The 8464-nt window shown below is 62.5% G+C and carries 6 protein-coding genes; 4 read left to right on the top strand and 2 right to left on the bottom strand.

Going from position 1 to position 8464, the window contains the following annotated elements:
- Nucleotides 1-27 precede the first annotated feature (27 nt).
- Complete coding sequence (locus TX78_RS10655; RefSeq protein ID WP_233722247.1) at nt 28-2109, bottom strand: BCCT family transporter; 2082 nt, start codon at nt 2107-2109, stop codon at nt 28-30.
- Between the two features lie 412 nt (nt 2110-2521).
- On the opposite strand from TX78_RS10655, the gene TX78_RS10650 reads away from it, so the two are divergent.
- The 4 genes from TX78_RS10650 (at nt 2522) to TX78_RS10635 (ending at nt 7240) form a co-directional block, all read left to right on the top strand.
- Nucleotides 2522-3793 carry an endonuclease/exonuclease/phosphatase family protein gene (locus TX78_RS10650; protein WP_147640476.1) on the top strand — a complete coding sequence of 424 codons (1272 nt, stop codon included), beginning with the start codon at nt 2522-2524 and terminating at the stop codon, nt 3791-3793.
- A 33-nt stretch (nt 3794-3826) separates the two neighbouring features.
- Entirely contained in the window at nt 3827-4939 is a 1113-nt protein-coding gene (locus TX78_RS10645) for a hypothetical protein (RefSeq protein ID WP_147640475.1), read from the top strand.
- Between the two features lie 103 nt (nt 4940-5042).
- Nucleotides 5043-6053: a glycerophosphodiester phosphodiesterase gene (locus TX78_RS10640; RefSeq protein ID WP_233722246.1), complete on the top strand. Its 1011-nt coding sequence runs from the start codon at nt 5043-5045 to the stop codon at nt 6051-6053.
- Nucleotides 6054-6151: 98 nt separating this feature from the next.
- The gene (locus TX78_RS10635; RefSeq protein WP_044496127.1) at nt 6152-7240 is read left to right on the top strand and encodes a universal stress protein; all 1089 of its coding nucleotides are present in this window, start codon (nt 6152-6154) and stop codon (nt 7238-7240) included.
- Between the two features lie 128 nt (nt 7241-7368).
- Here TX78_RS10635 and TX78_RS13340 read toward each other — a convergent pair.
- Nucleotides 7369-8464, bottom strand: a 1096-nt coding sequence (locus tag TX78_RS13340; RefSeq protein ID WP_187118369.1) for a C40 family peptidase, incomplete at its 5' end; no start/stop codon positions are given.

The raw sequence follows: 8464 nt of genomic DNA, 5'->3' as shown, positions 1-8464 counted from the left end.
GCACTTTAGCGAGGTGACTTTAGCCGATCAGGCGTCGTCGTCCTTCGGCTCCGGTGCCACCACGGGGATGGTTCCGGTGGCCAGGGTCTCGTCGAAGAACTCTTCCGAGGAGTGTTCCCAACCAACATATGACTCCGAATACTCGGGGGTCTCAAAGACCTCATCGGTGATCGGGTCGCTGTATCCCTTGGAGTGATCCCAGCCCAGCACGCCTGTCTGCGGATCCACAGTGGTGGCGTGGGCGGGCACATCCTCGATGGCTATGACCAGATCATCGCTGGCCTTGCCTTCGGCGAGTTTGCGCGCCTCGCTGCTTGCCGGTAGGCCAGACAGAGTAGCGGAGGTGCCGCCGAACATGGCCCGCAGGGAGCGGGTCTGGCGGTTCAACAGCTCCAGGACCTTCTTCTGCACCGCTGGGCCCGCGTCCTTGCCGACTTCCTCGCGCGCGGTCTCCACCAGGGCAGCCTTGGTGGCGTGACGGCGCACGCGGACATAGCGGTTCATAGTGCGTCCCTCATAAAGGAATACCCGCACCTGGGCGATGACAGCCAGTGCCATCACAATCGAGAACGGCGCCGCTGAAGCGATTGCCGCTACCTGCAGCACACGCAGTGAGGAACCCGGATCATCACCGGCTGTCAGCAGCACGATGGCGGACACGGCGATCAGGGCAGTCCAGAACACACGAGTCAGCTTGGGGGTGGTGGTGCGCCCGCCATAGGCGAGCACATCGGTGACCAGGGAACCTGAATCGCCAGAAGTGATGAAGAAGATGGTGATCACAAGGATCGCAAGCACTGCGGTGATCGAGGCCAGCGGCAGGTGATCCAGCAGCTGGAAGAACGAAGCCTCCGTGCCCACCGTCTGGCCGCCTTCGCCGTCATCGATGAGCATGGTTCCTTCGGTCAGCTGGAAGTAAATGCCAGAGGAGCCGAAGATGGAGAACCACAGAATGCCCACTGCGGTCGGTGCCAGCAGCACGCCCAGAACGAACTCGCGAATAGTTCGGCCGCGCGAGATGCGGGCGATGAACATGCCCACGAAGGGGGCCCAGCTCATCCACCAGCCCCAGTAATAGATTGTCCAGTCTGCTGACCAGCCATTGCCCAGCAGGCCGCCTTGTTCATTACCGGCACCGGCGGCGTATTCCGCATTGGTTTCAAACATCAAGTTCGGGAAGGCCAGTGCGTACTCGCCGATATTGGAAACGATCGACTGCAGCAGGAACATCGTCGGCCCGGCGAAGAGCACGAACAGAGCGAGCGCGGCCGCAGCGAGAAGATTGACGTTGGACAGCCACTTCAGGCCCTTATGCACACCACTGATCACCGAAAACGTCGCGACGATCATGATCACGGCCACCAAGCCCGTGAGCAACGGCTGTGAGGTGGGATCTTCTACCCAGCCCATGAAGCCCATCCCCGCTGCGATCTGCTGAGCGCCGATCCCCAAGGAGGTCACGATACCGAAGACAGTGCCGACAATGGCGACGACGTCAATGATGTGTCCGACCCAGGATTCAATGAGCTTGCGGCCGAAGATCGGCTCCAGCAGCCAACGGATGGCCAGCGGGCGACCACGACGGAAGGTCATGTAGGCCAGCCCGAGCCCGATCACGACATAGATCGCCCAGGCGTGCAGACCCCAGTGGAAAAGCGCCTGACCCATAGCGGTACCGGCTGCGGAGGATTCAGTGGCTGCGATGATGTTGCCGTTCGCGTCAACCCCGGCCTCTCCGGTGATCTCCGGAGGGGCGATCATGTGCCATAGCGGCTCTGCGACTCCCCAGAAGACCAGCCCGATGCCCATGCCGGCGGCGAAAAGCATGCAGAACCACGAGCCTAAGGAGAACTCCGGCTTTTCATCGTCGCGACCGAGCCGAATGTTGCCGGCCTTGGACAGCCCTGCCCAGAGCGCGAAGATGACGAAGCCGGTGCACAGAAGGATGTACCACCAGCCCACGCTATTCACGATGGCGGAGTTGAGATCCTCGAATGCCTCGGCGCCGCGGGTATTTCCCCACCAGGCCGCGAAAAAGAGGGCGCTGACAATAATGATCACCGCGGGGATAAAAACCCACAGCTGCAGCCCGCGCCAGGCATCTGACAAGGACCAATCTTTCAATTCTGCTTCTGGCTGAGACGCCACGAAGTCCTCCTGTAGTCACTGTCTTACGTAGTTAATTCGTCAGTTCTGCGTCGACTCTCGTCATGCAAGCTGAGTCGGAGAATCCCGCGCGGAATTCTCGGTATCCGACATTCACCATATACCCAGGTAAATGTGAAAGGCCCAAGAAAGCACGGATGCGGAGACTCATGTCACTGTCAGGTCGCAGTACGGGGCTAGGGACTGAAGGTTGTATTACACCTTCGTAAAGTTTGCTGGAAATGTGTGCAAGGGCTTGGCGTGAGCCGGAGTGGCCGCTACCGTAGTGGTCATGCCAGCAGGCCCGAATGAGCCTGCGCGCCGGTTGAGGGGAACGATGAGGGGCGGCAGTGCCCTACTTCTTGCCCTGGGTCTGATGGTGACCACAGCAGCCGGGGCGCAGTCGTCCCAGCCAGATGATGAGATCGCAGCTTCTGCGAACTCATCGGCGGTGACCCCAGTTGCAGGATCCCAGCGGTATTACCCCGCGCCCGGACAGCCGTTCCAGCTCAGCTCGTCGGCAGATCCTTCCACTTCCACGCTGACGAAGGCCGAAGGCGATCTGCGGGTGGCCACCCTGCATGCCGAACTCACTGGCGATGGCAGCAGCGAACGTCCCCTCCAGCAGCTCATCGCCTCCTTGAGCGGTGGTCAGCACGCACAAGCTCGCGCTATTGCCCAGACTGCGCAGATCAACGACCCTGATGTCCTGGTTCTCACCGGTGTCACCTACGACGACGACGGCCAGATTCCCGAACTGCTGCGCACCCAGTACCTGGCCAGCGGTCAGCGCGGCGAGAGCGCCATCGACTACCCCTATGTTTATGCCGCCCCCACGAACTCTGGGTTGGAATCCGGTGCGGATCTCGACGGAGATGGCACGATCGGCGGAGCCGGGGACGCTATCGGCTATGGAGAGTTCGCCGGTCAGCACAGCACAGTGGTGTTTTCCAAGCACCCGATCCTCACCGATCAGGTACGCACGTTCCAGAACTTCCTCTGGCGCGACCTTCCTGAGAACTCGCTTCCGGAGTCACGGTTCTCGGACCTGGAGAAGTCCATTATCCGGCTCTATCAGGGCAGCCTCTGGGACATCCCGGTTCAGGTCGATGAAGATCGCGCACCGGTTCACATCATCGGCAGCGCTATTCCGCTGCCGGAGGATCCCACCGGTATTGATCTTGTCCGTGCCGATGACCAGCGTCGGGTCCTTGCCGAGTATGCGGCCGGAAACGCCTGGTACCTCACCGACGACGACGGCGCGCACGGCGGCCTGCCTGCTGGTCATCCTTTTGTGGTGGCCGGCCAGCATTCTGCTCCGCAGCCACTGGCCGCTGAGAGCGAAGACTTGGACATCCTGCTGGAGAATGCTGCTCTGCAGGATCCCCGTCCACGTGCAGTGACCGAACAGCCGCTGACCGGGCGCTCAGGAACCCCCTGGCACACAGACCACACCGCAACTCGCGCCGTTCCCGGCGAACGAGATGTACGGGCCTCATACGTCCTGCCTTCTGCAGCTTTAGGAGTCAGCCAGTCCGGCGTTTTCTGGCCGGCCGAGGGTGAGTACGGCTACGAAGTGGTGGACCCGCAGTCCCGCTTCGGTCTGCAGAATCGACTGGTCTGGGTCGATCTGCAGGATCTGGGCTGACGAGCACCAGGGATAACGCCTAGACTCTCTGTCATGGCTTCTCAACACGTGGTGCCCTTCTCCGCTGGCAGGAATGATGATGCCAGTCGCACATCGAAGTCTTCTGCGCGCGCTACGCGTAAGCCGCGGAAGAAACCCCTAGTCCGCACTGCTGCCACCGGGTATGTGGCCAGCCGCTCGATGAACCTTGTGGCAAAGCAGGCGTTCAACGACGACGGCTCGTTGACTCCCGGAGCTGAAACTTGGCTGACCCGTGCGGTGACCGTGCAGCGCCCCTTGGTGCTGGCGAATCTGCGCAGACTGCGCAAAGCGCACCCGACACTGACCAACCGGCAGCTGGCTGCTGAGCTCGATAAGGAGTTCAAGCGTTCCATGACCGGCGGTGGTGCACTCATCGGCGCCACCGCAGCCGTGCCAGCAGTCGGCACTGTGGCTTCACTGAGTCTCTCAGCTGTCTCCACCGGCGGCTTCCTGGAAATGTGCGCCCTCTACGCCCAGTCGATGGCTGAACTCTCCGGTATTACCACCGAGGACCCACAGAGAGCCAAACTCCTGGTGATGGGCATCATGCTGGGGGAGGAGGGTCGGCGATTGCTTGGTGAACTCTCTGACCAAGCAGGTGGTCGCGGTTCCGGGCCCATTGGCAGCATTGTACCGCTCTCCAGCCTCGCCAGCGGAAGTGCTGGATCCTCGACTATGGCCGGACTCGTGGCCAATCAGATCAAGAAGCAGTTTCTGCGCAGGTTCTTCGTTCGTCGGGGCATCACCATGCTTGGCCGGGCCATCCCCTTCGGCATCGGTGCAGTGGTGGGCGGCGTCGGAAACCGTGCCCTAGCGGGCCAGATCATCCGCACCGCACATAAGACCTTCGGCGAGCTGCCGGAGCAGACTCCTGCAGCTCTGGTGGAAGACTTCAAGCGCGGGCTCGAGCGCGAGCAGCTGCGTGCAGACCGCAAGGAGCGCCGAGCGAAGAAGAAGCAGATCAAGACCTCGGCCAAGGCTCAGCGCAAGAAGAAAAAGGCGCTGAAAAGCGAGAAGAGTGCAGATTCTCAGCCTGAACTACCGGCAGCAGGGCGCCCGGAGCAGTCCAGCTCGAGCGTGCGAACTGACCAGCCTATTGTCGGCGAACTCGCAGAAGAGAAGTAACCAGGCGAGACTGCCGGGCGTTCACCAGGAATTCACCCGATGTTCTGCCCTCATTTTGCCTGCTCTTTGCCTGTCGTTGACTTCTCGCTCGTAGCCTGAGGGCGTGACGATCACCTCGCCCGTCCACGCGGCAGATATGGCTCCCGCCCTCCCGCTCAGCCGGATCCCGGCTGCAGCGCTGCACACTATCCCCGAGGACCTGGAACTCTCCGCGGATTCGGCGTCAGCGGCACCGGCCCGCCGCGCCCGTATCTTCGCCCACCGCGGTGCCTCAGGACTCTTCCCCGAACACACTCGCGCCGCCTATATGCGCGCAATTGAAGAAGGCGCCGACGGGCTGGAAATCGACGTGCACCTCACCCGGGATGGCGAGGTGGTGTGTTTCCACGACCCGACTCTGGACCGCACCAGCAATGGTTCTGGCGCGGTGGCAGAGACGACTCTGGAACAGATGCGCCAGCTCGATGTCTCCAGCTGGAAGACCCCGGTGCTTCCCTCGCGCTACGGCACACGCGAGCAGCAGCTGATGACTCTGCAGGATGTGCTGGAGCTGCTGATCAGCGCCGGTCGGGACATTGCCCTAGCAGTGGAGCTTAAGCACCCTTCCCCGTTTGGTCATGCGCTGGAAGACCGTGTGCTGCAGGTTCTGCTGATTTACGGTTGGGATCCGGAAACTTCGCGTATCGCCTGCGGTGAGCACAGCGTGGAGATCACGTTCATGAGCTTTGCCCCCGGCTCGCTGCTGCGCCTGGCCGATATGGCTCCTGCAGAGAAACTGTGTGCGCTCTTTACGGACATCACCGAGGAAGACGTGGACGTTCAGCTGGCTCGTGTGCGTTTCTCCGCGGCGCTGAGGCCGGTGGTGGCCGCTGTGATGCGCGGTACCGTCAGGGACTCTGAAGCACTGGTATGGAACCAACGTGTGGGGATGGCCGGACCTGGCATAGATTACGTGCGAGATCATAAAGCAGCGGTCAAGGCCTGGATCGCGCGTGGAACCACTATGCGAGTGTGGACCGTAGACCGCGTCGCTGACGCCGAGCTGCTCCTCGAACTCGGTGTCCAAGAGATCACCACCAACTACCCGGCGCGCATACTTCAGCACGTCAGCTGAACAGCCGTAGGGGCACTCCGCAACGGTTTGGTGGAGACTCTCGCTCCAGCGGGTATTGCTCGGTACCATGTGGGCACACTACCTACGGGAGGTCCACAATGACGGATACATACCGCAAACAGCAGACAGAATCGGATCAGGCAGCCGCCCAGCAGAGCTCCACGCGAGGGGTGGTGGTCGGGGTCGACGGCTCTGAGCAGTCACTGCGCGCTGCACATTGGGCCGCCGCAGAAGCCCACCGGAGAAGCCTCCCCCTGACAGTGGTCACTGCCTATTCGATTCCTGCTTTCGCGGCCTCATCTATGGACGGCGGCTACGCCATGATGGATGACTCCAGTCTGCGTGCCGGAGCCGAGAAGGTGCTGGATGAAGCCAGACAGTTCCTGCGTGACTATCCCGGAGAGGTGAACTACTTGACTGAGTCAGGGGATCCAGCCTCCGTGCTGCTGGAGCATTCGCGGCATGCAGAGGTCCTTGTGGTGGGCACCCGTGGCCGGGGAGGCTTCTTGGGGCGATTGCTGGGGTCAGTGTCATCGGCCCTGCCAGCACATGCCAAATGCCCCACTGTGCTGGTTCCCCTGAAATTCTCTTCCAAGCAAGAGAACGCGCTCACGACCGCGACCGGGGCCATCCCGATCGTGGCAACTGCTGAGCAGCCTGGAGCAGGAGCGCCGGAATCGTTGCTGCAAGAGGGGGCCCATCCCATCAGCCCCAAGGACAAGCGTCCGGTGGTAGCCGGTGTGGACGGATCCGACTATGGCCGCGTGGCTGCCTTGATGGCCGCACAGCAGGCCGCCGAGCGGCAGACCACTCTGCGCCTGGTATGCGCGCTGCCGCCTCTTGGTGCCACGCTGGTGTGGATCCCCACCCATATTGACGACTCCGAGGCACTGCAGGATCTGCAGGAGAAGCTTGAAGCCGGTAAGCGGTGGCTGAACAGCCACTACCCACAGCTGCCCATTGAAGCCGAGGTCATCGATGGTGCTGCTGTCGATGTCCTGGTGGAAGAAACCCGACATGCGCAACTGACGGTGCTGGGAACCCGTGGGCGTGGGGGCTTCGCCGGAATGTTGCTGGGCTCCACCTCTCAGGGCGTCCTCCAGCACGCTGAAGGTCCTTTGATGGTGGTGCCGGAGAAGGAGGACGAGCGTATTGAGAGTCGGCCCGAATTTGGACCCGTGCTCTAGGCCAGGCCTGACTACTTGCTGATCTTCGCTGATCTTCTAGGGTCAACCGTGCGCATATAGGTGATGCCCCGCAGCAGTTGCTGCGGGGCATCACCTATATGCCGTGGCCGTCTGTGTTGGACCTGGGTTTAGATGACCCGGCGGACGGTGGCATTGGGGCTGCCGAAGATCGAGCGGACGGTGACCCCGCTGCTGGGGGAGCCGGCGTCGGCGATCCGTCCATTGCCCAGGTAGATCGCCACATGGTAGTCGTCCCAGAAGATCAGGTCACCTGGCTGCTTCTGGCTGTATGGAACGGCCCGGCCGGCATTGATCTGCCCGTAGGTGGTGCGTGGCAGGTTGATACCTGCAGTGGCGAAGGCTGCCTGCACAAAGCTGGAGCAGTCCCAGGCGTCAGGCCCATTAGCGCCCAGCTTGTAGTAGGTCCCGGAGCGGCCGGCAGTGTTCACCGCCCAGTTGATGGCCATCTGCGCAGAACCGGTATTACCGGCTGGAACTGCAGCAGGTGCCTGAGACTGAGTGGCTGTCGGGGCCGGAGCTTGAGTCCGGGTGGGTGCCGGTGCCGCCGGGGCCTGCGACTGGGTGCGAGTCGGTGCCGGAGCTGGCTGCTGCTGCTCCAGGTAGTTCACATGCCAGGTCAGCTTCTGCAGGGAGGCAGTCCCGTCACCGTTACGCAGCGCCGGGTTGTTCAGAACCGCACGGTAGTAGTCCTGGGCGCCGCCGCTGAAGCCGGGCTCCAGTTCAGCGCCCTTGCGCAGCAGATCCTTCAGCGAGCTTGTCAGAGCATCGTAGCCCGGGATCGACGGCGTGGGCGCCGGTGCCGGTGCCTGAGTCCGGGTGGGGCTCGGCGTCGGCGTTGCCGTGCGGGTAGGTGTTGGAGTTGCCGAGGCCGAAGGCGAAGGTGCTGCAGTCGCCGATGGGCTCGGTGTCGGCGCGGTCGAAGGGGTAGGGGTCGCCGAAGGGGCCGGGGTGGACTCGGCTTCCAGGTACCGCACATGGGCACTGACGGCATCCCAGTTTGCTCCACCGCCAGAGGTGGTCAGCGCTGAGTTGGTCAGCACCAGTGCGTAATAGTCCCGGGCGCCGCCGCTGAAGCCGGACTCCAGCTCAGCTCCCTTGGACAGCAACTGCTGTCGCTCGCTGCTCAGCGAATCGAAGCTGGCAACGGTGGCGGAGGGAGTGGGTGTGGGGGTAGGCGTAGCACTGGGGGTGGGGGTCGCTGAA

The organism is Nesterenkonia massiliensis, from assembly GCF_000455245.1.
GTDB lineage: Bacteria > Actinomycetota > Actinomycetes > Actinomycetales > Micrococcaceae > Nesterenkonia > Nesterenkonia rhizosphaerae.
This window is presented reverse-complemented; position numbering and strand designations above follow the sequence as displayed.